Annotated in this window: 24 protein-coding genes and 1 riboswitch; of the genes, 4 read left to right on the top strand and 20 right to left on the bottom strand. The window is 39.8% G+C overall.

Annotation, left to right across the window (positions count from 1 at the left end; translation table 11 throughout):
• Window positions 1–10: 10 nt before the first annotated feature.
• Both DFR62_RS16505 and DFR62_RS16510 read right to left on the bottom strand, forming a co-directional pair.
• The gene (locus DFR62_RS16505; protein WP_121301319.1) at window positions 11–1,261 is read right to left on the bottom strand and encodes a restriction endonuclease subunit S; all 1,251 of its coding nucleotides are present in this window, start codon (window positions 1,259–1,261) and stop codon (window positions 11–13) included.
• The gene (locus tag DFR62_RS16510) at window positions 1,251–2,843 is read right to left on the bottom strand and encodes a type I restriction-modification system subunit M (RefSeq protein ID WP_121301347.1); all 1,593 of its coding nucleotides are present in this window, start codon (window positions 2,841–2,843) and stop codon (window positions 1,251–1,253) included. The genes DFR62_RS16505 and DFR62_RS16510 overlap by 11 nt, the downstream gene beginning before the upstream one ends.
• Window positions 2,844–3,209: 366 nt before the next feature.
• On the opposite strand from DFR62_RS16510, the gene DFR62_RS16515 reads away from it, so the two are divergent.
• Window positions 3,210–5,066 (top strand): AAA family ATPase, encoded by a 1,857-nt coding sequence (locus tag DFR62_RS16515; protein ID WP_121301320.1) that lies wholly within the window; start codon window positions 3,210–3,212, stop codon window positions 5,064–5,066.
• 36 nt (window positions 5,067–5,102) lie between these two features.
• A riboswitch (cobalamin riboswitch) is annotated at window positions 5,103–5,286 on the top strand.
• Window positions 5,287–5,635: 349 nt separating this feature from the next.
• On the opposite strand, the gene DFR62_RS16520 is transcribed toward DFR62_RS16515, so the two are convergent.
• Both DFR62_RS16520 and DFR62_RS16525 read right to left on the bottom strand, forming a co-directional pair.
• Entirely contained in the window at window positions 5,636–5,926 is a 291-nt protein-coding gene (locus DFR62_RS16520) for a helix-turn-helix domain-containing protein (protein ID WP_121301321.1), read from the bottom strand.
• Window positions 5,927–5,931: 5 nt separating this feature from the next.
• Window positions 5,932–6,384: a hypothetical protein gene (locus tag DFR62_RS16525; protein WP_121301322.1), complete on the bottom strand. Its 453-nt coding sequence runs from the start codon at window positions 6,382–6,384 to the stop codon at window positions 5,932–5,934.
• Between the two features lie 438 nt (window positions 6,385–6,822).
• Here DFR62_RS16525 and DFR62_RS16530 point away from each other — a divergent pair, with 438 nt between their 5' ends.
• Window positions 6,823–7,098 (top strand): AbrB/MazE/SpoVT family DNA-binding domain-containing protein, encoded by a 276-nt coding sequence (locus DFR62_RS16530; RefSeq protein WP_101189088.1) that lies wholly within the window; start codon window positions 6,823–6,825, stop codon window positions 7,096–7,098.
• Window positions 7,099–7,149: 51 nt separating this feature from the next.
• Here the strand turns inward: DFR62_RS16530 and DFR62_RS16535 are convergent, their stop codons facing one another.
• The 11 genes from DFR62_RS16535 to DFR62_RS16585 form a co-directional block, all read right to left on the bottom strand.
• Complete coding sequence (locus DFR62_RS16535) at window positions 7,150–7,401, bottom strand: AbrB/MazE/SpoVT family DNA-binding domain-containing protein (RefSeq protein WP_101189089.1); 252 nt, start codon at window positions 7,399–7,401, stop codon at window positions 7,150–7,152.
• Window positions 7,402–7,412: 11 nt separating this feature from the next.
• A complete protein-coding gene (locus tag DFR62_RS16540) occupies window positions 7,413–8,924 on the bottom strand; it encodes a hypothetical protein (protein WP_121301324.1) in 1,512 nt (503 codons plus the stop codon).
• A 24-nt stretch (window positions 8,925–8,948) separates the two neighbouring features.
• Window positions 8,949–9,692, bottom strand: coding sequence for a hypothetical protein (locus DFR62_RS16545; RefSeq protein ID WP_121301325.1), 744 nt, complete (start codon window positions 9,690–9,692; stop codon window positions 8,949–8,951).
• A gap of 12 nt (window positions 9,693–9,704) precedes the next feature.
• A complete protein-coding gene (locus tag DFR62_RS16550; RefSeq protein WP_101189092.1) occupies window positions 9,705–10,730 on the bottom strand; it encodes a conjugal transfer protein TrbL family protein in 1,026 nt (341 codons plus the stop codon).
• Window positions 10,731–10,732: 2 nt separating this feature from the next.
• Window positions 10,733–10,984, bottom strand: coding sequence for a hypothetical protein (locus DFR62_RS16555; protein ID WP_167456543.1), 252 nt, complete (start codon window positions 10,982–10,984; stop codon window positions 10,733–10,735).
• 21 nt (window positions 10,985–11,005) lie between these two features.
• Window positions 11,006–11,557 carry a hypothetical protein gene (locus DFR62_RS16560; RefSeq protein ID WP_121301327.1) on the bottom strand — a complete coding sequence of 184 codons (552 nt, stop codon included), beginning with the start codon at window positions 11,555–11,557 and terminating at the stop codon, window positions 11,006–11,008.
• Window positions 11,554–12,636 (bottom strand): M23 family metallopeptidase, encoded by a 1,083-nt coding sequence (locus DFR62_RS16565; RefSeq protein WP_121301328.1) that lies wholly within the window; start codon window positions 12,634–12,636, stop codon window positions 11,554–11,556. Before DFR62_RS16565 ends, DFR62_RS16560 begins: the two co-directional genes overlap by 4 nt.
• Before the next feature lie 14 nt (window positions 12,637–12,650).
• On the bottom strand, window positions 12,651–14,525 hold the full coding sequence (locus tag DFR62_RS16570) for a VirB4 family type IV secretion system protein (protein WP_167456544.1): 1,875 nt from the start codon (window positions 14,523–14,525) through the stop codon (window positions 12,651–12,653).
• Window positions 14,526–14,536: 11 nt separating this feature from the next.
• Window positions 14,537–15,571, bottom strand: coding sequence for a TrsD (locus DFR62_RS16575; protein WP_121301329.1), 1,035 nt, complete (start codon window positions 15,569–15,571; stop codon window positions 14,537–14,539).
• Between the two features lie 27 nt (window positions 15,572–15,598).
• Window positions 15,599–15,823, bottom strand: coding sequence for a hypothetical protein (locus DFR62_RS16580; RefSeq protein WP_121301330.1), 225 nt, complete (start codon window positions 15,821–15,823; stop codon window positions 15,599–15,601).
• A gap of 211 nt (window positions 15,824–16,034) precedes the next feature.
• The gene (locus tag DFR62_RS16585) at window positions 16,035–16,976 is read right to left on the bottom strand and encodes a replication initiator protein A (RefSeq protein WP_158290846.1); all 942 of its coding nucleotides are present in this window, start codon (window positions 16,974–16,976) and stop codon (window positions 16,035–16,037) included.
• 292 nt (window positions 16,977–17,268) lie between these two features.
• Between DFR62_RS16585 and DFR62_RS16590 the strand changes: the two genes are divergently transcribed.
• Window positions 17,269–17,586 carry a helix-turn-helix domain-containing protein gene (locus tag DFR62_RS16590; RefSeq protein WP_121301332.1) on the top strand — a complete coding sequence of 106 codons (318 nt, stop codon included), beginning with the start codon at window positions 17,269–17,271 and terminating at the stop codon, window positions 17,584–17,586.
• A gap of 117 nt (window positions 17,587–17,703) precedes the next feature.
• Here the strand turns inward: DFR62_RS16590 and DFR62_RS16595 are convergent, their stop codons facing one another.
• From DFR62_RS16595 to DFR62_RS16615, 3 genes are all read right to left on the bottom strand, one after another.
• Window positions 17,704–19,212 carry a primase C-terminal domain-containing protein gene (locus DFR62_RS16595; protein ID WP_121301333.1) on the bottom strand — a complete coding sequence of 503 codons (1,509 nt, stop codon included), beginning with the start codon at window positions 19,210–19,212 and terminating at the stop codon, window positions 17,704–17,706.
• A 486-nt stretch (window positions 19,213–19,698) separates the two neighbouring features.
• Window positions 19,699–20,043, bottom strand: coding sequence for a hypothetical protein (locus DFR62_RS16610; protein ID WP_121301336.1), 345 nt, complete (start codon window positions 20,041–20,043; stop codon window positions 19,699–19,701).
• Window positions 20,044–20,874: a ParA family protein gene (locus DFR62_RS16615; protein ID WP_121301337.1), complete on the bottom strand. Its 831-nt coding sequence runs from the start codon at window positions 20,872–20,874 to the stop codon at window positions 20,044–20,046.
• Window positions 20,875–21,202: 328 nt separating this feature from the next.
• Between DFR62_RS16615 and DFR62_RS17595 the strand changes: the two genes are divergently transcribed.
• Window positions 21,203–21,325, top strand: a complete 123-nt coding sequence (locus DFR62_RS17595; protein ID WP_277751609.1) for a hypothetical protein — start codon at window positions 21,203–21,205, stop codon at window positions 21,323–21,325.
• A 401-nt stretch (window positions 21,326–21,726) separates the two neighbouring features.
• Here DFR62_RS17595 and DFR62_RS16620 read toward each other — a convergent pair whose 3' ends face one another.
• Both DFR62_RS16620 and DFR62_RS16625 read right to left on the bottom strand, forming a co-directional pair.
• On the bottom strand, window positions 21,727–21,990 hold the full coding sequence (locus DFR62_RS16620) for a hypothetical protein (RefSeq protein ID WP_121301338.1): 264 nt from the start codon (window positions 21,988–21,990) through the stop codon (window positions 21,727–21,729).
• A complete protein-coding gene (locus DFR62_RS16625) occupies window positions 21,971–22,207 on the bottom strand; it encodes a hypothetical protein (RefSeq protein ID WP_121301339.1) in 237 nt (78 codons plus the stop codon). The genes DFR62_RS16620 and DFR62_RS16625 overlap by 20 nt, the downstream gene beginning before the upstream one ends.
• Window positions 22,208–22,386: the final 179 nt, after the last annotated feature.

Raw genomic sequence — 22,386 nt, forward strand, 5'->3', positions numbered from 1 at the left:
TTCGGTTCGCTTAGACGAACATTTTTTGCAGAAAGGCTTTTTTAGTTTGCTTTAGAGCGTCGATTTCTTGTTGTTGAAGGGCAATTAACTCGTCTAGTTGTTTAAAGAATTTACCGATTTGAATTTGTTCTTCTTTAGTTTTTGGAAAAAGAAATTCAAATGAATCTATCTCTCTAGATGATACATTTGGTTGAGCACCTGAAACTAATACAGATTTTAACTGGTTAGTAAACATTGGAGATCTTACAATGATAGAAATAAAATCATAATTCACCTTATCAGTGATGGTAAAAAGTCCCACTCGCTGGTTTTGATATACTTTTCCATTATCAGAGTTTTTTAATATAGCTACTTTCCCAGTAGTCGCTCCTGACATAGCTAACAATGCTGCCCCATCTTTTAAAAGAAATTTTTCATCTTTTGACTGTGCATCATAGTAAGCATAATCTCCGCCTACTTCTCCGTTAGATTTAATATTCGAAATCCTTACTATTGGAACTCCATTCTTTTTAAATTTTTTACTTTGAAAAGCGAATCCTCCTCTTAGGGGCGCGACTTCCCCTAAGCTTCGCAGTTCCCATTTTGTATCAAACCCAGGATAGCGAAGCTCTGGTATCAATTGCCCTTCTTTGGGGAACATTTTTTGCAAGAAGCCTTTTTTGGTTTGTTTGAGCGTATCGAGTTCTTGCTGATGAAGTGAGGCTATACTGTCTATATTTTTCAGGATAGAAAAAATCTTGTTTTGTTCATCAACATTTTTTGATGTTGTGATTTTTGTTTTCTTAAGAATTTCTGTATTAATTGAAGGCATTGTTTGGCCAACAGCTCGAGCAACAACATCATTTCTGACAGGTGTGGTTTCAAGTAAATAATGAAGATATCCACTATCAAATTGCTTGTTAGGTCTAACTCTTAATACTCGTCCAGAGAAAAGCCATCCATCTTGTACATCTGTCACTAAAGCATTTATATCAATGGAACCTACTCTCGAAAAAACTATATCTCCTTTTTGTAACTTATATGACTTCAATCTCAAATAATCCTCATCTGAAACTTGAGGTGTGTTGGACTTGTTTTCCGGCAATTGGCCTGATTTAAAATGCTCAGTCGTAATAATTGGCATTCCATCTTCTATATAATCCTTAGCATGAAGAGTACTTCCAAACGGGCCAGTTTTTATATCAGAGATTTCACCCAATTCAAGTTGATTCCATTCATCGTTAAATCCAGCAACTCTAATTTTCGGTTTTTTATTCTCCACGCTTAAACACCTCTAAAGCTCCCTTAATCCATTCTTCATCTTCTTCGCTATATTGTAATGTAGAAATAGTGTCGTACAGATTAGATTCCAGTTCTATTCTTTCTTTTCTAAAATCTTTAATATTAATTCCTATTTTGGCCATATCCGTAACTTCATCTTCTTCAAATGTATCGACGTACCTCGGAATATTCAAATTGAAATCATTTTCTTTGATTTCATCGAAGCTTGCTACATGCGCGTATTTTTCAATGCCTTCTCGATTTCGATACGTTTCTACAGCCTTGTCGATATTCGCTACAGACAATTTGTTCTGATTCTTACCTTTGATGAAATCGTTACTAGCATCGATAAATAAGACGTCTCGTGTCTCGCGATTTTTCTTCAAAATGATAACCGTCGTTGGAATTGATGTGCCAAAGAACAGGTTGCTAGGCATTCCAATTACCGCATCAATACTGCCATCTTCTAGCAATTTCTTCCGAATAATACCTTCTGCAGCACCGCGGAATAGTACGCCATGCGGCAATACAATTGCCATCGTCCCTGAGTCTTTCAAGTGGTAAAGTCCGTGCAAGAGAAACGCAAAATCAGCTTTGGATTTCGGTGCTAGTTTCCCAAAACGGTTAAATCTTGAATCGTCTAAGAACGTATCGTCTGCAGACCATTTCGCCGAATAGGGCGGATTCATCAAAACAGAATCGAACGTATACGGCTCATCCGTTGGCCAATCCTTATTTAACGTATCGCCATTGCTTAGGCGCATATCTTCTTTATCAACCCCGTGCAAGATCAAGTTCATTTTAGCCAGGTTAAACGTTGTCGTATTAAGTTCCTGTCCGTGGTACTTCACGTTCTCTGGATGATGGATGTAGTTACGGACATTTAACATCAATGAACCAGATCCCATCGTCGGATCGTATACGCTAAATAACTGCTTGTCTTCTTGGCCTATCGCTGCAATACGTGCCATCATGACCGACACTTCATGAGGCGTGTAGAATTCTCCAGCTTTCTTGCCAGCTTCAGAAGCGAACTGGCTAATCAAGTATTCATACGCGTCCCCAATTACATCGCCGCCATGCCCTAAGAGGTTAATGGGATTTAATTTCTTAATCACTTCTGTAATCGTGATGTTTCGTTGCTGTGCATCAGATCCTAGTTTTTTGGATGTTAAATCTACGTCATCGAATAAACCATTGAACTGGTCGTATTTTGTCGACAAGTCAATGAAGGCTTTATTAAGATCATTTAACTGAAATGTGTTTTGTTTCGCTTGACCCGTCAAAACGTTAAAAAGGTACGCAGGCTCAATATCATAGCCTAAAGTGTCGACCAAGCTTTCAATCAAATCGCTCTTGATGTCTTCATCAGCTAATAATGTCTTATATAATTCTGTTTGCTTGTTTGCTGTGTAGTATTCTTCTAACGATTCCTCTGAAAGTTCAACCACTTTTACCAGTAGTCGATCCGAAAGATATTTATAAAAAATTAGACCTAATAAATAGTTCTTGTATTCTGACGCGTCCATTTTGCTGCGCAAGTTATCGGCAGCACTAAATAAAATCGTGTTTAATTTACTCATGTTGTTTTCCCCACTCTTCTTATGATTAATAAAATGATTCATTTTGTATGTTTGATTGAAGGACACACTCACTCTCTTCTATTCTATCAGTTGATAGCCATGACGGAATCAATATTATCGTCACTATTCACTCCATCTTTGCTTCCACTTTGCATCCTCTTGGATATCAGCATCCTACTAAAGTATTTTATTTTGAACTCAGACTACAGCCTAAAATCCCCTTTTTCTCACTTACAATCAAGTTTAATTATCCTGTGCTAAAGAAAATGAATGTTATTATTAAAGCCATATATAGTAAGTTCCCCAGGTTAAAAATCAATCTAATTTGATATAGGTAAAATAAAAAATCAAAATTCGAGGTGTTATATGAGCTATTACATCAAAGAAATATCGTTGAACGGAAGTCGCTTTAATAACTATGAAATGTATAGGAAAGAAGAAAAAGTAATGAGCAATCTTTCAAAGATAAATATTCTAGTAGGGACAAATAATTCTGGTAAAAGTAGAATGCTTAGACTTTTACTTTCTGACAAAGAGTTGTTATTTACCCCAGCGAATTTCGATTTAACGAAATTAAACGAAGTTTTCGATGACTTTAAAAAAGCAATACTTGCAATTCTTAAAAAACATGATTTTGATGGATTTGGAAAACTTCAAAAGGACAGTATTGAAAATATACCCCCGTTTAGATTTATTAAGGATGCTGATAATTATTTATCTGATTTTCATACATTGATACAATATGCCAAAGAGGCGCAGAGTGTTACATCCTATAGTTCTTCAGGGACTCATATAACCAATGAAACTGCTATGAAGTCGTGTAGAAAACAGTTTCAAGAAATTGCTTTAGAAGCTGAAGCTGCTTTAAATGATGTAGTCAAAGAAAAGAAGATTGAGTTTCGCCGTGTGTACATACCAACATTGCGAGGACTAAGGGGTTTTGAGGTTAATGAGGATTATTATCTAACACGTACTAAAAAAGATTATTTTTCTAAGGATGAAAATTTAGAAATTTTCACAGGACTAAACCTATATGAAGAGGTAAAACGATTGTTATTAGGAAATTTAGAAGACAGAGAAAGAATTACGGATTTCCAAAAGTTTATTGGGGAGAGTTTTTTCGAAGGCCAAGAGATTGCATTAATACCAAATGTAGATTCGGATGTGCTATATGTCAAAATTGGGAATGAGCACGAACGTCCAATCTATGGTTTAGGAGATGGAATTCAATCGCTGATTATTCTAACCTTCCCTTTATTTAAATACAAAGGTGATAGGCTTTTGTTCTTTATTGAAGAACCAGAATTGTATTTGCATCCAGGAATGCAAAGGAAATTTTTAGAGATAATCACTCAGCAAGATTTTGACGGTTACCAATACTTCTTGACGACACATTCCAACCATTTCCTTGATCTGACTTTGGATATGGAAAAAATGTCGGTTTATTCATTCAGCAAAGAATTAGAAGAAGTTGAATCTAGAGAAAGAAATGCAAATTTTGTAATCGAGAATGTGAGTAATGAAGATGATAATGTACTAAAAATGCTGGGAGTTAGAAATTCAGCTGTACTACTATCAAATTGTACAATTTGGGTAGAGGGAATTACAGATAGATACTATATTAGGCACTTCTTAAACTTATATCAAAAGCTTTTAGGTAAAGCACACAGGTACAAAGAAGATATCCATTACTCTTTTGTAGAATATAGCGGAAATAATATCACCCACTGGTCATTTTTAGATGATGATGAGAAAGATAAAGAAAGTGTTTTTAGTTCTATCAAAGAAAGTAGAGTTTGCGGATCTCTCTTTTTAATTACCGATAAAGATAGCCAAAAAAAAGAAACTAGACAGTCCAGATTATCTCGTGCTCTTGAGGAGCGTTACTATTGTTTAGACTGTAAAGAAATTGAAAATATAATTACAGTCGACGTATTGAAGAAAGTAATTTCTAGTTATGAAAAAGTAGAAGTTACTGATTTAAAATTTAGTAGTGATTTTAGTATGAGAACTTACAGTGATAAATATTTAGGAAGGTTTATTGAAAGAGTCTTACTAGATAAAAGACGAGTAGGAAGCTATTCTTCAGCGTCAGGGGCTGTAACCGATAAGGTAGGATTTTGTAAACGAGCTATTGCAGAAATGGAATCTTTTGACGACCTCTCCGAAGAAGCTAAACAATTAAGTAGAACATTATATGAATTTATAGTAAAGAATAATTAAAGAGTCTTTAAGATTTCCCCCCAAAAAATATATGCTATAATAAGTTCTATATCTGATGCCTAAAAAAAGGCTTAAAAGGGAATCCAGTGAAATTCTGGAGCTGTTCCCACAACTGTAAGTGCTGACGAGCTGTTTATTTAAATCCACTATCCAATGGATGGGAAGGAAACAGCAAGGATGAAGCACGAGCCAGGAGACCTGTCCGATACTCATTTTTAAACATGAGTATTTTTGGAAGGAGGGAACAGTTTATGGGAACAGTTGAATTATACTTAAATATGGCTCAAACTGTTAGCGCTATTTTAGTTGCTAATATTGCCTGGCACTTTATATCAAATTATAAGATTGTAAAAAAATAAATACCTTAATTAAAGAGTTTTGAAATCTGCTTCTAGCAAGCTACTTTCAAAACTCTTTTTATTATGTGCTCGATTAAATAAGATAACGAATTAAGTATAGACAATCCTCTATTAATTGTATTTACGCAGGCTTATTTCTCTTTCTAAACAAAGAAAAAAGACTACTCTCGTAGCCTTTACCTACCACTCTTCTTTAAATTAATCGCTTATTTACTGATGAACTACATATTCTCTTTCAGGAGGAGTTCCATCCTCTTTTAGATCCAATGCTGTATACACCTTGATAAGCGTAGTTTGGCGTATCCCTGGGTCTCCACCTTCAATCCGGCTGATGGTTTTCTGCGTAACACTAGCCTTGTCAGCAAGATCTCTTTGGGAAAGACCTAACTCCATCCGTCTTTTGAAAATGTTTCGACTCCGGTTATATTCAACGCTTTCGAACGCTTCTTTTATCTCCTCATTCTGCATCAGGCGGCTTTTCAAGTCATTCAAAGTTGCCATTACTCTCACCCCTCAAAAAAGTCTTTTTCTCGCTTTGTCCGTCTTACATACTCATATAGTTGTTTGGCTCTTGCCATATAAAAGTTCGTCATGTCAGGTTTTCCATGGACTTTCGTAAATCCGTAAACAAACACATAACACGGCTCATCCTTGTAATAATACGGAAAGTAAATGAATCGATGAAATTCAGCCCCATCATCGGCCTTCATTTCAAAGATCCTCGGCTCTGAAAGACGCTTGACCAACTCCACATCTACCTCGCGACCACGAAACGTTCGTTTTACCCGATAAGGCTTTGCTTCACCGAGTGGATACATAGATTCCGGCGCTTCCTCGAGATCCGCGAATCCTTGATAGATCAATATACCAAGTTCTGAATCCTTGTTTGCCAGCTTCTCAATGAAAGGCAATACTTGCTGCTGCTTATCGATTGTTTTGGAAAAATAGATTTCTATCATATGTATTATAACTAAAATGACTTAAATTGTCTAACAAATGAAGTCATTTCATACTCCTTTCTCTCTGTAGTATCTTGTTATGGCTGAATCCTACTAGGTACGCACTTTTACTTAACCTGGAGAGAATTCTATAATCCATTAGCTACTCACTCAAACCTACTCGAACGGCTTTATAGATGCGGTGTAAGGCCCTTCACCTGATGTAAATGATTATTCCCATCATCTCTTGCTATAACTAACATACTACCATTTAGCCGAAATCTTAACCCTATTTAAACAGTCTTCTATTAGAATCAGCTGTGCCAATTTTAGAATCACTTCGGACAAAAACAGAACCACTTGAGGCAGAAAGAACCAACCTCTTATGCTGTGAAGTTATTTCCATCCCTAGTTTAAATTCGATACAATAATGGTAGTTTGAGTTAAAGGAGATAGGATATGAAAAGTACAGGAATCGTACGAAAAGTAGACCAATTAGGGCGCATCGTCACGCCTATTGAATTAAGAAGAGCACTTGGCGTCTCTGTTGGCGATCCGATGGAAATCTTTATGGAAGATGATCGAATCATTTTGCGAAAATATAAGACGGAGAAAACATGTGCGATTACAGGAGAAATCTTAGACGACAACTTTGAATACGCGAAGGGACTACATCTGAGTCCAAAAGGCGCAGCTATTCTCCTCGAAGAATTACAGAACGTTACGAAGAAGTAATAGACCATTCAAAAAACGTACCCGGCTATTCACTCATTGCCGGGTACGTTTTTATTCGTCACTCATGTATTTCACAATTTGCTTTAGGCCCTCTTTACTGATCCAGGCTTCGCCAATCCGAATGGCTTCTTCCGTCACTTTCCCCGTCACGGCACAGACATAGCGTTGTCGATGAGGCTCGACGATAATTTGCCGATCGTTATGCGTAATATCAACTAAGTCACCTTCGTGCAGCTCAAACATCTCTAAAATCTCTTTTGGAATCACAATACGCCCTAAATTGTTAATCCTTTTTGTATGCACACGCTTCCCCCTTACTCTTGCTGTGTAATCTCTTCTATCTCCTGATTGATTTCCTTCAATCGCCCTTCGGCTTTCTTCGAGACTTTTTTATCGTTCTCTTTTTCAATCGTTTCTTTTAGTTTCTGTTTCTCTGCCTGCAATTCCTCTAACTGAATCGCCTCTTTTTCAGCTTCTAACACGGAGCTCATGAACTTTTCATCGGTTAAATGGTGTTTTTCGAGAAACCCTTTCGCACCTTGGAAATCCTTTTCTGTAATAAATGCTGCTAAAACGGTTTCAACCCGCCAATCGGTTAATTCCACTTGGTTTCGCAATTCGACAATTCGCGTCCACTCTTCTTCCACAGCAGCTAGTTCAAACTCAATGACTTCGGAAGGTTCATCAGTCGTCTCTTGAAGATTTTCCAGCCCTTCCACGTCCTCATCACGGCTAAGTTGCTCGGCAATGGTTCCGATTAGCTCAGGTTGGTTACGAAGTGCTTTTTCATACTCGCCTTGCTTGATGTACAAGCGATTGAGTACCTCCTGATCAGCAGGTTGCAACTCACTGTAGTCCACGGATTCTAAGCTTTCCAATACACTCTCTGTATCTCCTAAAAGCCCATCTCGATAAACGTCTGTCAGATTTAGTTCGCCATCGGTTCCTTCCCCTAATTCCGTTTCCTGAGCGTTCTCTGTGGCTTGCGTAAGGACGACGTTCAGTCCGAATGCTGCCAGTAGGACTGCAGCCACACCGACGAACAACTTTTTATTCCCACCAGCTGCCGGTTTTGTACGGTTTTCTTTGGGCTTTTTGTTAAAGGAAGGGAGTCGTTGAAGACTCTCACGAAGCGATGCCATCGTGACGGACCACTTCGTTTGATTTTGCTTGGCCAACTCCAGTTCTTGTTGCTTCGCTTTTTTCTTTTCTTCTACTTGATTGAACACATCTGAAATATAGGATTCCATTTCTTCCAACGACTGCAGGCGCAAATAAATCGTTTCGGCAAATCGGATCACTTCATCGCTTTGTTCTAAAAAGTCGGTTCTTCTTGGTCTGCCGTACACTTGATTTAATCGTGTCAGAGAAATAATGATGAGCTCTTTCACAGCCATCAGTCGGTCTTTCTCATTGCTTAGTGGCATCACGTCATTTTCCGTGACCATGGCGTGAAGGAGAGATTCCTCTTTATTGAGCACGAAATTCTCTTTTTGCCACAAGACATTGATTTCAGACTGCCGAGCCAGTTGGACGAGCGATAAGTAATATGTCAGTTTGTCTTCCAATTCCATCGCTTTCAAAGCATTAAAACTATGCAAATCCGTTAAATCGTATTCGAACCGGACCTGGCCCGATTGAAATGAGATCTCCTGAGCCGACAAGAAGGTCGGATTTCCTGTTACCTGTTGCATCTGTTTCTCGTAAGCCCGTTCGATTTGTTCCATTTCCTCCGTTTTAAATGCGGTCAGTGGCTGCAAGAAATAAAACGCGTTCTGATCAATTTCAATGGTTCCGACTCGATTGGCGATTGTGCGAATAACCATGTAACGTTCACCACCTTTATATGACTATTGAAGCTCTGGATATGGAGCTAAGGTTTCTTCCACGTCGCTGCGATAGGCTTCTTGTTCAGTCTCTACTTCACTTTCTGGCACACTTGATTGAATTTCAGCATACTCTTCATCAGCTTTTTTCAAATTTAGAGTTTCGACATGAAGAAAGGGTACCTGCGAGAAAATCAAATGGCCATCTGCAGTTTTCACAAAGCTCAATACTGCTGATTGCTTCTCTTCTTCCGATTGTTCTTTGTATTTCATTTGAACATCGCTATAGATCAGTTGACTATACTCGAATTCTTCTGAAGTATAGACATCTCTCGATTCAAAATTGTACTCAACGTCTAAGACTTCCACTTTGTCATAAGCACAGTTTCCAAAGCCGCAAGGCTCTGTACTGGAAGATTCGAAAGTGAGTGGAATGGTCGAAGCATCTCCTGCTATTAAACTATCTGGATAGCGCTCTAGAAATGGTGCAATAACGATTTCTTGTCCAAGGTTTTTAATTGCTTCGGAGAAATTATCATTATTGCCTGTATCGATCGTTCCATTCTCAATTAATCGATTAGCCTCTTTCTCAAAATCATTCATCTTTTCATCAAGGAACATTGTCATTTCTTCCGCCTCTTCAAAGTCCTCTTGAGTAAACACTTCATTATTTTCTTTAGATGCTTTTTGTTTTTCCTCACCACTCGTACATCCGACGACAATAACTCCCATTAAGAGGATAAAGCTTATTAATAACCACTTTTTCATCTAAACACTCCCTTATCTTTTCGCATAACGAGCGACATATTTTACAGATGAGCCAACTGACTTTGCCGTTCCAGTTGATGCTCCGAATTGATTCAATAATGTTGGGATTGAAAGTCCTACGATGAAAAAGATCATTCCAACGACCATATTTCCACCTTCAAGATCGACTAATGTTTTAATTCCGAGCACAAAGCAAAGTAATTGAATCGTAAGCGTTAAGATATTGCTAACAACTGTTTTCATCCATAAGTTAAAGAAATTGTATTGGTCGTTTACGATAGTAGGAATTGCTAAAACTCCCGTAATGTAAAGAATAACAAACAATACTGTTCGGTATAGAATCGAAAGAAAAAAGACAAATAAAATAGCAGATACTACTATCATAAGTATCAAGCCATACCCTACTGAGTTTACAGCCATTACTTGCAAGATATCGTAATGAGTAACAGGTGATGTAAGCATAGTTTCAGTTAAAAGGTGTGTTAATTCAAGAATCCATTCAAAGAACTGTGAATACACTCCTAATAAAATACCTCCTGTTACAACAGCCACTAATTTTTCATAAAGGGAATTCATCCCCTCTTCACCGTTTCCGCTATATAAAATAACAATTTTAAGCGTCTGCCATAGAATAAATATCGCAGCAATCGTCCAAGCCAGTGATTTGAAGTTCAACATGTACCCTTCGTAAACTGCATTTCCCGTAATAAACTCTGAACTTATCTGAAACTTACTAAAGCTATCAATAGCCCCAAAAACAAAGCCACTCACAGTAGTGAAAAGAAAACTATTTGTATGACAGCCAATTTCATGCCATTTACAGTCAAATTGATTTGTTTCGTAATCATATTTCTCAAGATACAAAACATTTTTCATATAAGACTCAACATTCTCTGCTTGTTGAGGCGTTACATTTCCCGCATTTCTATAATCCTCAACTGTTTCTTCTAAAAACTTCCCTTCTTCAGCAAAGGCTTGCACAGGAAGTAAAAAAAGAATTACAAGGCTTAGTGCAGCAAACAAAGAAACTCTTTTCATCTTTACATCACTCCCCGATTCATAATAGTTAAGATCAGAATCAACAAAGGAATGACAATGGATAACGAATACTTCATTACCACAGTTTTCTTTATATCTAATATTTCTTTTTCATTTAAAGGCTTGTCATACATCAATTCAAACTTGCGTTCCTCCTGGTCAATGGCTGTTCGAGAAAGCCGATCAATCAATCCATCCATCTGTTTTTGGACACGTTGTTGGAAGACGAGCACCTGGTGGAGTTTTGCCTTCATCTCGATCATCCTTTCCTTCCATTATCCGTTGTTTATCGCTTCCTCGAACTCTTCTCCGGACGTTAACGGTTCCAAATCGTGCGCATCGACTTTCCATTCGCCTTGCTCCTCGATCCAATTCATTTGAGACATCAGATACATCACATGCTGACTCCCAGGCGACTCTAATTCTCCGTCTACACCCGTTAAGGTAATCCGATAAATGGCATAGACTTGAAAGCCTTCTTCTACCGGACGAACGGAGATATTGAAGATCTCTAAATTCTCCGTGTTGCTTCGGCTATGTCCGTGCATCGTTTCGGCTTCTTTGACTTCGTCCTCCACTTCCAAACGGTAGGAATCCGTAAAGTATTGAAGAGCATCGCCTTCAAAGGTCGCATCGATAAACGCTTCCGTCTCTGTATAAAGCGCCTCGCTTTGCTTTTCTTTTGCCGACAGATGCTCGACTTGTTTGGTGAGGCGTTGGTTCTCTTGTTCAGCGTCTTGTTTGCTGAAGTAGAGGTTGAAGCTGACAAGAGCTAAGACCAAGACGAGCGCCCCCAGTAGAATCGTCTGTCCATTCATCTGTTTCATTCGTCCACCCCCTTCTCTCCTTCGAGATACGGCATCGGATTGACCCGATTGCCAAACATGCGATCCGTATGGATTTCAAAATGCAGATGGTCGCCCGTTGAGCGTCCGGTCGTTCCGCATTGCCCGAGTTGCTCCATCTGGCTAATCTGATCGCCCACTTCGACGTCAATCTTGCTGAGATGGGCATAGAGGCTATAGAGCTGATTCGCATGTTCAATAACGACGACATTGCCGTACGTTTCTAAAACACCCGATGGGTATTGGGCAAAGACTACTTTTCCTTCTTTTGCTGCGAAGATCGGATCCGGACGACTGCAATTCAAATCCACGCCTTCATGTGGCGTGACGATGCCGGTGATGGGATGGACCCGGATGCCAAAATTCGAATTGATGACGACATCCGGAATCGGTTGCACGAATTCTCCGGTCGGCGTTTCGCAGTTCATCGTTAATCCACCTAACGAGCTAACCACTTTCGTGACATTCGGAACCCAATGACTGTTCAGGTTGGTCGGGTCATTACTAGCTCCTATCGGTGCATAAACGGAACCAAGGTCGGCAATCGTGCCGAGGCCGTCTTGGATGATGCGGTTGTGCAAAGTCTTGCCCATTGAGGCAATCCCTTCTTCCAAGGAATCAAAGACAAACAGTCCACCTGACCCCATTAAGCCTCCGGGATTGTTCTTTTCCACCACAGCCGACGAGGTTCCGTGACCGGTTTCGTGAAGCGCAATCGCAGCCATTAACACCGGATCAATGCCCTGTTCTTCCGCAACTTCCAGGAACACGTCCTCCATCCCTTCAAAAACGCCCGCAGAGGCAAATCCAGCTTCCCATAACTCTTTATCCAATTCGCCTTCCGGAGCGCAATATGCGCCGCCTGAAGAGCCTGAGAGAGCTTCTAAATTGCTGTCGGGGTCATCTAAGTTGAAATCTTCGCCTTTACTCGCCATCGACATGAACACCGGCATGATGATGAGCAAAATCGTGACGCCAACGGCGATCAATCCGAGGGGACTGAACAAGACCTTCGTCAGCAAGATCGACCCTATCGTTTTGGCTGCGTCTTTTGGATTCATGCCCTCATCCCTTTTCACATCGTCAATTCGTTAATGCTCTTCTGTTCAAACCACAGCTTCTCAGTCACTTCGTTCAGCTGCACTTCAAGTTTGATCTTTTTTGAACCGGTATAGAAAATGCCTTTGCCGGCTTGTTCTTTCTTCTTGCCGTCTTTCAGAATCAAGGTCGACCGTTCTTCTTTCGAAAATTGGTTTCCGAGCTCTTCTTCTAAGTACTTCAGCTCTTCCTCGCTCATCGGCAAATACAGCCGTTGAACGGATTGCGTGATGATCGCTTTCCCGTAGTTTCGGTTCTCATCCCGTGCCGACAAGAAGTCCTCAACCGACTGAGAAGCCGTCGTAATGCCGCAGTTGAACGACCGGAGCACTTTCATCATGAAGTAGATGAATTCCATCGCTTTGGGCACTTTTGGGTCGGCGATGACGTGCGCTTCATCAATGAAGATTTCGCTCGGCTGCCGGTCGCCACTCATAATTTCATAGGTCGTATGCGAGAGGATGTTGTAGAAGAGAATCCGTTGAATCTTTTCGTTGTTGCTCATTTCCTTCAAGTCGTAGCACACCAACTCATTGTCGATGTTGACGTTCGTCGCACCGTTAAACAGTTCCGAGTAAATACCGTACACATAGGTTTCCAAGGTCGTATGGAAATCTCGAATTCGTTCGTACAACGGTGGGTCGTTCTGTTTATCCCGAGCAATCAACTCGTACAAGTCTTCCAAAATGGGATAATCATCGGCCGTTAACTGGTTCACATCGGTTGTCTCATCGATTCCCTTCTCTTCGTAAACCTTCTGGATGTACCGGCTTAAAATGTCTTCCTGGAGGTCGCTCATGGAGTTGTACATCAATTGGAACATGACCAACAGGTTCGAAATCTTCGTCAGCAAAATGTTCCCCAGTTCCGTTTCTTCCATTTGAATCTTTTCGCTGATTTTCGGCAGGTCCATCGGGTTGATCCGGTTACCGCCTTTCAACTGGAACTTGACCCAGGCGCCGCCGAGATCCGAGTAGTTCCGACCGAATTCGCCTTTTGGATCCACCGTGATGATTTTCCGTCCGAGCATGTGCTTATTCGTCATGTTCGCAAACAAGTACGTCGATTTCCCAATACCGGAAATCCCGATAACGAACTCATGCCGGTTCAAGAGGTTCGTATCGTCGACAATCACGACATTCCCCGTGGTCATGTTCCGTCCTTTGATCAAGCCGGTCTCTGAGAACATTTCGTTTTCGTGGAACGGGAAGAAATACGAGATCGCTTCCGAGTTGGTCATTTTGTAGGTGAGCTCGTCGACTTTGTTGTCATTCAACGGAAGGAACGACCGGAACGCATCCACAGCTCGGTCCGTCGGGTTATGGATGATGCCGATTTTGGAGAATTTGCTTTTCACGGTCGTCGTCAGTTGGTCCAATTCTTCCTGTGAACTCGCGACCAAATGGATGAGCGTATGGAACAAGTAAATCTTATCGTTTCGATACGACAAGTTCCGCAGCATTTCCGAGGCACTTTCAATCTGTCCTTCGGATTCGATGATGGTCTGTTCATCGGCGAAGCGTGTGTTCATCTTCATTCGGTTCTGCTTAATGCTTTTGACGAGCTGCGTCCGTACTTCGCCCATGTTGTATTCCTGCAGGTAATGGACCAGTGACACGTTCTCGGGAATCTCCGTCACTTGTTGGATCTTGTTCTGGTCTTGAATCGGGTCGTAATCCACGATGAGAAGCGTCCGGGTGTAATTCGCCCCGACCCTGACGGAGGAATCGTATTCCGTGAGGTTGTCTGGGGCAATGGCCGTGAGAAGCGTTTCGTTCATGCCACTGACCGTGTCTTCAAAAGTTGTTTCGTCTGGTTGTTTGCGCTGCAGCCACTTCGGTTTCCACACCATGTCTCCACCTCCTATTCAAATCGATCATTCAGCAAGGTCTTGTATTGCTCGACCAAGGCTTTGGCCGTGTTCTTCCCAACGACCACATCGAGCTTGGCGTTGGTTTTATGGACGATGTTCTGTCCTTGCGCCTGGGCATTCTCGAAATCGATGCAGGCATAATAGAATTTCAACAGTTCGTCGTTCTCGAGAATCTTCACGTCCAACTTCTCGTACCCCGACAGCATCTGTTCGAGTTTGGCTTGCAGGATGTTCGCCGTCGTTTCGAGTTTCAGGTAATCCTTCGGCGAATTCGTCATCGGTTTGGAAATCACCAAGTACCGTTTCCGGGTCACCATGTTCTTCGACTTTTGGATCCGTTCAATCTGATCCGCATAACCTTGCTTGAGCATGCGTTTCGCATAGGATGAGTTCTGGTCGACTTGCTCGTTGAACCACATCAAGTAGTTCGTTAAATTGATTGGCTGCGCGACTTGCATCAACTGGATCTGTTTCTCGCCCGTATCGTTGATAAACGACTGATACGCCGACAAGACGTTCTCTTTCGCCAGCTCGTTCATTAGCGAGAGGTTGACCGAAGACACTTCCAGTACCTTAATCAAGCGCCGGTCCGAAGACTCCAAACAGCCGTTGGCGATATTCGCGAGTCCTAATTCAGTTCGGGTGTCCCGTTCGTTCCGGCTCATCGGTAAGGCTCCTTTCGCGTAATGAAAATCTTTCTTCCGGTGCTTCGCTTTTAGCTTCCAGATCACTTTGTATTGCAAGAGCGACAAGTTCTTCCGGACGGGATGCTTGTTTAACTGAAACACCGTCACGATCATCGCCGGCACAAACGCCACGAGGAGGAGTTGCTGATTGAAAGTTCCTGCCCGGTACAGCAAGTACGAGATAAACGCTCCTAAGATCAGAAACGGGGAAACGATGAACATGTCCTGGAACGAGATGTTGCCGTACAGGTACTTCTTCGTGTCGATGTTCAACGGCAATTCGACTTTGCCACGGTCACGCAGCCGTTCCTGGCGCTCCACATAGGAATCTGTCCGCATGGGTATCACATACTTTCTCCCGTTTTCTTACAGGTTGATTTTGATGTAGTCAACAATTGGTTTGGCTAGAATAAATACAACTAAGCCGATTAGACAAACCTTTATACCATTTTTAAATTTTGGAGTTGATTGTTCATCTCCGGCCCAAACTGCAACAGCACAAATTAACAAACCAATCATAAAAATCGTAATGAATGTGCCTTGCATATCCATAAATAATGTATTCAAAAACGTACTGATTCGATCAAACATATTTGCCACCACCTTTCTTCTCTGTCTTAACCGTAACAAATTGCCATTTATTCGGCAATCAAAATTGCCAGATTTCCGGCAGTACTTAAAGACCTTTTTCAAATGGCTTTAAATAAGGTTTCTTAAGCACTCTAATACTTTTTTCCTCAATCACTACTAAGAAAGATCTAATTTATCAGAACTTTTATTTACATATAAATAAAAAAGGAAGTCACTTGGACTTCCTTTTCGCTAGTTTGAGAAGCAATTTCGCTTTTTCAGCTTCCAATTCTTCTGGAGAAACTGTTTCTTTCAATGCTTCCTTCGTATTCTGTTCGTGAAGCCAATCAGGGACCAACTCGGTTCTAACAGGCTTTTGAATTGGCTGTGTTTGAATCCCGAGCCATTTCTTTTTATCTTCGACAGCTTTTGTGAGTCGTGCGGTAATGCTTTTGATTCGTCCATGTGTGCGTTCGAGAGAATATTGCAAGGCATCGGCGTATTGATGCAGCGTCAATACTTCCTGATGAGCGAAGTAATGATTCGCCACATCTTGAACCTCAATAGCGTCATCCATCAATCGTTCTTTGTTTTTGATTAAGACCTGCACAATCACTTCCGGAATATCGGTTTTCTCTCGCAGTTGATTGATCTTTATTTCAGTCTCACTAAGATCAGTCTTGTTAAGGTCAGTATCATTAGTGTTAAAAGTTTTAACTTCTTGAAGTAAAGAATGTTGATTTCTTGAAGTTAAAGATTTTAACTTCTGTTGGGTCCCAAGGGTTTCAGGCTCTTTTTCAGGTTCTTCCATCTGCTTCACATCGGAGATTTCCGCCACTGGTTTCAGCAAATACAGCCGATTTGATTGCGATAATCCCATGCGTTTCTCTTCTAACAATTCCACTTGATGCAGCTCTTTTTTGATTTTGATTACGGTCGGTTTACTGCAATTCAAGATATCGGATAACTGCTGATTCCCATACAAGAAGTAAATGTTCCCTTCCTCATCGAACCAATCATTTTTAATCGACAAGTCCAAGCGATCTTGTAGAATTGCAAAAGCAATCTTCGCGTCGTTGCTCAGTTTCTTGTAACGCTCATTAGTAAAAAATACCTTAGGCAGTCGGTAGAATCGCTGCGCAGCCTCTTCTCGTATGTTGTACTTTCCAGTCATCTTACATACCCCTTCCATTCTCTTAAATTCAGTCAGAGAAATTTCAAAGGAGTCTCAGCAAAACCAAGCCCCAGCAAGAGAAAACAGGCTATTCGCTAGGCTTGAATTTATGCTATAATCAAGACAACAAAACATTCTTTGAAATTTCTCTACGTGGGAACTCTTTTATTGACGGTCGCCAAACTACCAATAAAAGAGTTTGTAGAGATTTTTTTATATATATATAAATTATTTGTATCAGTTTAGCATACTTTTCTCAAACAGATACGTCTAATTTCGAAAGGATCATCCTATGCCCCCTAAAAACGAAAAAGACCTTTACATAAAAATCGGTGAAGCCTTAAAAAGCATTCGCAAAGAGAAAAACTTAACCATTACCGACATTCATGCGATGAGTGAGTTTCACAGCTCCACCATCTCACTGATTGAACGTGGAAAACAGAATGTATCGATTGGATGGCTCATTCATTACGCCAACATCCTGGAAATCGATCCCACGGAGATCTTTTTGCGTGCCTTTAAAGACGATTTTCAAGAAATGCAGCTACAAAAGATGTATGAACGCTTCGGAACCTATACCCCGGAATCGGATAACGATGAAAATTCCTGACACTCGGCTCATGCTGGGTGTTTTTTTAATGCGATCAAAAGAGTGATGGATAGATAACCAATAACTAACCCGGATAAAAACAGCACGTATACAGATATGTATTGGCAGACTGGACCATTAAGAAGAATTGAAATTTTTACCAATTATCGGTTCAGACAAACGCTTTTCAAGGAACCACTCAACATCTTCGATCAGGTCTTGAACGATACGCTCATTCAGGCGTTCAGACGTCATGACTTGCAGGGCTTCCTTGTATCGAACCCGATGGGTTTGCTGATAACTGAGCGCACACTGAAGAAGCACAGCTACGGAGGTAATTCCGGTCTTTGCTGTACGTCCTTGTCCGATTCGTTTGATGAGGATTTTTTTCGACTGTTGGATTAACACATTGAACGAACTCCGTGGAATGCCGACGGCTTCGCAGAGTTCTCGCTGCGTCGTCCAATTGATCGGTTGATCCAGTGAGGTCTTTTCCTGAATGAACTGCAGCAGATCCTCTTCCCACTCGTCGTAATGACTTCGTTTCCGGTCTTTGCGTTCTTTTTTAAACTTATACCAACCACCCATCGGGTTTTCGATGACAATCTCCTTGTTATTCCCCCACTCATTCAAGAGTTCTTGAATATAGTCCTGGTGAGCGCCTTTAAAACGCCCCTTGTAGGCGCTTCTGACGATTTTCTCGACTTCGCTATGCCGGAGAGGCGCAACAAGCCCTGAATTGTACTCATCGAGTAAATCAAGCGTTTCCCCTTTCCCCTTTCCGGCACTGTAGCAAGCAAGCGCAAGCGTGAACATCAGGTTATCTCGGCCAAACTGTCCCGACTGTCCTTTTACGTGACGCGTCTTCAGTAGTTCCTGGAACCAGGCTGTCTGTGTTGGATCGTGCTCTGATGATTCATCCGCTACAACAAACAGCCCTCTCCCCTTGTCGTCGTCCTGGCGCTTCGACCAAGCAATCAACGAACCAAAGTCATAGACCATCTCTTCGGAAAACCACCGAATGTTGTCTTCGTTGGGCATGCGGAAAAAACCAAAGTCATTACAGGAGACATCGACTCCTTGCAAGACCTTGGCCAAGCTTTGTTTAATGTTTTCGGAAATGCGTTTTGCGACCTTCAGTCCGCGAAAATCGTTTTGGTTGCTGATGAACAACGGTTTTTCCAAGACGAAATAGACCTGAAATCCCTTCGGGGTTTCTAAGACAAGTGTGGGAACGCCGACACTATGATCGAGTGCAGCCGTCAGGATTTCCGTATACAGCTGTTTTTTGGTATCGATATCGACGACAAAGGTATTGATCTGTTGAAGATTCTTCTCTTCGTGTCCCTTGAGGAACCGTCTTTTTTCATCTGAATACCTTATGTAGTTGAATACGTTGGGATTCCAATGCGAAACCAAAGAAACGTCCTCCAAGAGAGTTTCTAGGGACGTGACGACATAGCCTTTAACACCTGAAGGTGTAGAAAGATCTTCTTTAGAAGTAACGAGACCAATAGCACCTTTTTTACTTGTAACGCTTTTATTTTCTTTATATAAGTGAGGAAGAGAAGCTAAGGAACCAACTCTTTTATATTTTAAAATTCCATTATTTATAATTAGCTCGATAGCTTTTTTCGGACTCTGCAATCTTTTCCCTCCTCACTTTATAGCCAATTTCTAATCTAGCTTTAAAGTATAGAAGAGGAAAAACGTTGATACAATAGCATTTCAAGCTGTTTTATTAAATCATATATACGTATACACATATACGTATATATGAGTATATCTATATATAAAAATATAGATATACTCATATATACATATACACATATATCTATATATAAATATATGTGTATATGTATATATGAAATAAATAAACTTGTTTCTTCTATTTTTGTTTCTCTGAACCTTGCTACAACAACATTTTATTATTTATAGTCCAAGTATACGTGTATATACATATAGATATATATGTATATACGCGTATATCAGTATACGTATATACATATATATCTATATGCGTATATATCAATATATTTATATATGCGTATATGTATATATAAATATATCTGTATATGATTTTTATAGAATACATAAAATCCTTAGTGCTTAAAGAAACACTAAGGATTTTTCTTAATTTCGAGAGCTATATAGTTCCATAATAATATCTAACTGTTTTTTCTCATCTTTTGTTATGTGCACGGCTAAATACTCTTCAATCATTAAATCAATGAGTTCATCAACGTTGTCAGCTTTATTTAAGCTTACTAATGCGTTCAGCTTATCTCGAGTTGACTTTTTGACTCTAACGCTCCCAAACTTATTTTTGGGTAATATTTCTTTTTTTTCTGCAGCTCTAGTGATTGGCTTCTCTGCTACAGGTTCTACTTCGTCTAACTTAAACTGAGTAGCAGGGGAGATTTGAGGCCCTCTATCTAACAACTTTTTCTTCGAATTCTTATTTAAAAGGTTACTCATTTAACGTTTCACTCCTTCTAATTCAGCATTCAAACGCTCTATAAATTCTTCAGCAATTGCTTTATAGCTATTATGGACTCGGCGATCATGCATATCGTTATCTGTAATGCCTGTTATATCAAATCGTTTCAAACGTTCCATATTCTTAACTACAATATCAAACAGATTTTCTTCTCCAAATATTTCTTTAGCATTTTCCAAAGTAGCTAAATCTACAGCTGCACCATTTTTAAGTAGAACAGGTAGAATTCCTATGATATCCAAATTTGCACCATAATCATCAATAAGTCCTTGGAGATATTGTGTAAATACTTCGGCACCTTGGAGACTTCTCTCTTGAGTTTGTAACACTACTACAACAAAGTCAGAAGCATATAATGCAGAGTCAGTAATGATCGAGCTAGTAGGAGGAACGTCGATAAAAATAAAATCAAAGTCATTTTTTACTGAACCAAGTAACTTTGAAAAGTACTGAACACGATCTACTTCATTCGGGAATTTCTTTTCAAGAAATCTAGGATACAAAGCAAAGTCGCTAAAGCTTGGCAGTAAATAAAGATTTTCTTTAACTTCAGTGATAATTTCTTCTAAATTCTCTTCTTGGATTGCCGACATTAATGTCTTTTTAAAACTAACTATCTCACCAGAAATTTCAGATTTAGTTTTTAAATAAAGACTTGTAGCATTAGCTTGTGGATCTTGATCACTTAAAAGAACTTTATATCCTAAATCAGATAGTGCGTAAGCAATCATGGTACTATTAGTAGTTTTTCCAGTCCCACCTTTGAAGTTACCAAAAGTGACTACAGTTGCTTTGTTATCATTTTTCAACTTTTCTTCCTCCTCGTCTCTGAACAGTTAACTTCTAATGTTTTCTACTTATGTATACAAGTATATCATTGCGGAAAACTAGTCACAAATATTTTTTTATTTTCTTGTAAATTCTAAACATTTTGTTTCAGTATATACGTATATGCATATATGGATATATTTATATACAGGTATATAAATATATGTGTATATGAATGAAAATAAGATTCTCTTTAATAAATTTGATATAATAATTTTTATTTTTCTTTAGAAAAGTGATTACTAAAAAACTAAAAAGGGAGGTTTTATATTGAACTATATACTGAGATCGGAGAAGGGCACTGTTGTTATGGATAAAGATAAAGAGCGTGTCTTTTCTTCTAAAAGAGAAGCTCTTACTTTCTTATTAATGCTAAGTTCTTCTACAGATGAACAATGGTCGATCATTCATTTAAAGGACGAAGAATCTTAAGCTACTACTAAATTTAACTACTTTTAAAATGCTGAATAACAAAAGTAGATATATCTACTTTTGTGAGACTTAAGATTTCAATTAATAAATCACTTCATAATTTATTTAAACTTTAAAAAGATAAATTACTGCTCTTACATAGAAAGCTAATTACGATATTAGGCGACTGCACCAAAGCGCCTAGTAACCTACGTTACAAAGAGCTCTACGTCTCGCTTCACCCTAAAAAGGCCTCTAGATTCCTGTCTTTTTCTTATCGGCTGAACGAGTCGAAAAGAGAAAATTATACGATTAAAAACACCGAAACTTGAAGGGCTCTCTCATTACATAGAGCTTCCTAGTTCCGGTGTTTTTTTTGATTACCTCTGTAAAATGCTAATCGAGTGGCAGATAGTACATGCTCATCGTTTTTGGATTTTGCTTTTCACGAACTCCGAGAAAGTTTGGAAGATCTTTTCTCGTTGTTCGATTGTGAAATCATCCAATTCAAAGTACTTTTCAGCCAGCGCTCCTGTCTCGATTAATCGTTTCGTTCTCGCTTTTCGTTGTTCCCAGCTCGCTCTTCGCTGCGTTTCGTTTTGAAGCTGATGTTTTTTCTTCTGGAGATCGGTTATTTGTTTCTTGAGCTCCTGAGACTTGGCCAGGTTATCGGATTTCGGATTCATGGCCATTCCACGCCTCAGGGTGTTCTTCGCTACCGTTTACTTGAACAGCCATCTTTTGAATCCACTCGATGGCTTCCTGTTCCGATTCCACGTTCCACATCTTCAGGACTTCAGCCCCGATGTTTTGCTGCATTTGCTTCTCCAAACTTTTTCGCTTTTCCTTTAATCTCTCGATTTGCTCTTCGATGCTAGTGATCTTTTCAATGTTGTTTGCCATTGTTCTTCACTCCTTATTTATTTATATATAAATAATTTAACATATATATAAATAAAATCCACGAAAAAAGGAAAAATTATGATATAATAAATCCGAGCTTTCAAGCGAGTGCCCAGTTATACACCACCCGAAATTCGGGGTGGTGACCTGGTCCAAAGCCCTTCCGGGTTTGGGTTGTC

The organism is Planococcus citreus (assembly GCF_003664125.1).
Lineage (GTDB): Bacteria > Bacillota > Bacilli > Bacillales_A > Planococcaceae > Planococcus > Planococcus citreus.

Bases quoted from the DNA above. Each gene is read 5' to 3' on its own strand.
- DFR62_RS16510 (WP_121301347.1), bottom strand. From the start codon at position 2,843: ATGAGTAAATTAAACACGATTTTATTTAGTGCTGCCGATAACTTGCGC.
- DFR62_RS16515 (WP_121301320.1), top strand. From the start codon at position 3,210: ATGAGCTATTACATCAAAGAAATATCGTTGAACGGAAGTCGCTTTAAT.
- DFR62_RS16520 (WP_121301321.1), bottom strand. From the start codon at position 5,926: ATGGCAACTTTGAATGACTTGAAAAGCCGCCTGATGCAGAATGAGGAG.
- DFR62_RS16525 (WP_121301322.1), bottom strand. From the start codon at position 6,384: ATGATAGAAATCTATTTTTCCAAAACAATCGATAAGCAGCAGCAAGTA.
- DFR62_RS16530 (WP_101189088.1), top strand. From the start codon at position 6,823: ATGAAAAGTACAGGAATCGTACGAAAAGTAGACCAATTAGGGCGCATC.
- DFR62_RS16540 (WP_121301324.1), bottom strand. From the start codon at position 8,924: ATGGTTATTCGCACAATCGCCAATCGAGTCGGAACCATTGAAATTGAT.
- DFR62_RS16545 (WP_121301325.1), bottom strand. From the start codon at position 9,692: ATGAAAAAGTGGTTATTAATAAGCTTTATCCTCTTAATGGGAGTTATT.
- DFR62_RS16550 (WP_101189092.1), bottom strand. From the start codon at position 10,730: ATGAAAAGAGTTTCTTTGTTTGCTGCACTAAGCCTTGTAATTCTTTTT.
- DFR62_RS16555 (WP_167456543.1), bottom strand. From the start codon at position 10,984: ATGAAGGCAAAACTCCACCAGGTGCTCGTCTTCCAACAACGTGTCCAA.
- DFR62_RS16560 (WP_121301327.1), bottom strand. From the start codon at position 11,557: ATGAAACAGATGAATGGACAGACGATTCTACTGGGGGCGCTCGTCTTG.
- DFR62_RS16565 (WP_121301328.1), bottom strand. From the start codon at position 12,636: ATGAATCCAAAAGACGCAGCCAAAACGATAGGGTCGATCTTGCTGACG.
- DFR62_RS16570 (WP_167456544.1), bottom strand. From the start codon at position 14,525: ATGGTGTGGAAACCGAAGTGGCTGCAGCGCAAACAACCAGACGAAACA.
- DFR62_RS16575 (WP_121301329.1), bottom strand. From the start codon at position 15,571: ATGCGGACAGATTCCTATGTGGAGCGCCAGGAACGGCTGCGTGACCGT.
- DFR62_RS16580 (WP_121301330.1), bottom strand. From the start codon at position 15,823: ATGTTTGATCGAATCAGTACGTTTTTGAATACATTATTTATGGATATG.
- DFR62_RS16585 (WP_158290846.1), bottom strand. From the start codon at position 16,976: ATGACTGGAAAGTACAACATACGAGAAGAGGCTGCGCAGCGATTCTAC.
- DFR62_RS16590 (WP_121301332.1), top strand. From the start codon at position 17,269: ATGCCCCCTAAAAACGAAAAAGACCTTTACATAAAAATCGGTGAAGCC.
- DFR62_RS16610 (WP_121301336.1), bottom strand. From the start codon at position 20,043: ATGAGTAACCTTTTAAATAAGAATTCGAAGAAAAAGTTGTTAGATAGA.
- DFR62_RS17595 (WP_277751609.1), top strand. From the start codon at position 21,203: ATGGATAAAGATAAAGAGCGTGTCTTTTCTTCTAAAAGAGAAGCTCTT.
- DFR62_RS16620 (WP_121301338.1), bottom strand. From the start codon at position 21,990: ATGAATCCGAAATCCGATAACCTGGCCAAGTCTCAGGAGCTCAAGAAA.
- DFR62_RS16625 (WP_121301339.1), bottom strand. From the start codon at position 22,207: ATGGCAAACAACATTGAAAAGATCACTAGCATCGAAGAGCAAATCGAG.